Origin of the sequence: Bacillus sp. DJP31 (assembly GCF_049310945.1) — a bacterium.
GTDB lineage: Bacteria > Bacillota > Bacilli > Bacillales > SA4 > Bacillus_BS.
Map to the genome: position 1 here is coordinate 1 of NZ_JBMERO010000080.1, position 1,742 is coordinate 1,742.

2 protein-coding genes and 1 pseudogene are annotated in these 1,742 nt (G+C 30.9%); all 3 read right to left on the reverse strand.

The genetic code is table 11. The features are described 5' to 3' along the window. Positions 1-210: pseudogene (locus ACOI1C_RS22465) on the reverse strand (hypothetical protein); the annotation flags it as partial. Between the two features lie 179 nt (positions 211-389). Next, positions 390-737 (reverse strand): hypothetical protein, encoded by a 348-nt coding sequence (locus ACOI1C_RS22470; RefSeq protein ID WP_422512862.1) that lies wholly within the window; start codon positions 735-737, stop codon positions 390-392. A 78-nt stretch (positions 738-815) separates the two neighbouring features. Then, entirely contained in the window at positions 816-1,064 is a 249-nt protein-coding gene (locus ACOI1C_RS22475; protein ID WP_422512863.1) for a hypothetical protein, read from the reverse strand. Between the last annotated feature and the right edge of the window lie 678 nt (positions 1,065-1,742).

The window sequence follows — 1,742 nt, forward strand, 5'->3', positions numbered from 1 at the left end:
TTCAGACGCTTTAATCCTTCCTTCAATCAGCCACTGCAAATCTAACTCTTTTATATCATCTTCTGTTTCACAGTAGATCTCAACCTTATTATTAGCGATAAAGTTCTTTATCCATGTATTTAAAGTTTTTAAATACTGATATAGAAAGCCTCTATTGGTCCCAGTAGCATCAGTATTTTTTTTAAATAAAGCAAGTTCTGAGCTAGTCAATTCTTCTCACCTACAATTTATCTACTTTTCCTGCAAATTTTTACATTATTTTAATTATATACAAATTTAATGTTTTAAGATACTTGCTATTCTCGGGGGAGTTATTTTGTTTTACTAATGTTTTCCTTCTTCACCTTACTAATTCCCTCTTAATTCTAGGTATTGCTTAACTTTATTAATTAGCCCAAAATTGTTACTATGCATTTTTCCATGGCAAGAAGGTATTCTTTGTAATTTTCATTTTCTTTGATATTTTGTATTTTTATTAACCAAATAACCGGATCTATAATAATCTTTTCTTCAACGTTTCTTTCAAATAATGTGATAAAAATGTTCAAATCATAATTAGTCAAACTGTCTTTGAGCAGCTGCTGATACCAATCATCCGAATAAAACTTCCCATCTTCATCCTCATAAATATCTGCCGAAAAACGAACCAACGAATTTTTCTTACTTACTACTGCATACTTTTCTCGTGTTATATCACGTTTACCTTCAGATACTTTCACTCCAAAATGATTCGGCATAAATCCTCCACTTTGTAATATATAAGTCACTAATTTTATTCAACGCTACCGAAGTTTAACAATCATAAAAAGAAACATTTACAAATAGTATCTAATTATGAGACTGGCTCCTTTTCCCTTCTTTGGTGCTTTTAAAATTTCATCTTTATCTTTCATGTGTTCATACATAACTGCACAACAGCTAGGCATATTGTGACTGGGCCCAGGGTAACCTCCTACCTTTATATGAAGGTCTCTAGATGAGACCTCAATATACTCTTCACCTCGGTCTTTAGCTTTAGAAATGATGTTTAACAGCTCCTTATTGAATACAACTTTATTAAACACAGGTAAAGACCTCCTAGTTTCTCTTTTTATATTGATAGTTCGACAATAGCCCTTGAAATCCTCCATAAATTAACAGATAGAGATAGAAAAGACTTAACAATATTGTAGACTTTTTTTGTCCTCCTAATTTTTTCCTCTGATCAAAAGAGAAAAAGCGCATGCTTTAAATAAAGACATCAGCTGCTTTTTGGGAGTAATAAACCATTGTGATTCTTCTTGTTTACTGCTGCCTTGTTGACACTATTATTTCTTTAAACAAGGTCTAGGGGTTCTTATAATCGATGTTATACGAACTTCAATAAATTAGAGGATATGTTAAAGACATACTTCGACAAACTATGTAAAAATCCTCCAATAAAAAAAGAGCATCCAAAAGTTTCTTCGGATATCTCTATTAAAAATGATTTTATATAATTAATTTAATTCCTTCCGCAACCTCTTGTGGAATATCATTTTCTATTGAACAGTATATTTGTACTGTGCAGCAAGTTATTAGCTTTTATCTATAGCATTGTGGAACAACCTGTGTAACAAGATTTTTCTGGTAGTGACACCAAAAGAAAAATGTAAGTTTGAAGTAAGGATTGATAAAAATATTTCTTGAAATGTTCTTACAGTAAAGACACCCACCCATTTTTAGAATAATATTGATTCAAATAAGAGGGTTTGATTTTGATA

What these genes read in the sequence shown, in the direction of transcription:
- ACOI1C_RS22470 (WP_422512862.1), bottom strand. Translation starts at nt 737, where the DNA reads ATGCCGAATCATTTTGGAGTGAAAGTATCTGAAGGTAAACGTGATATA.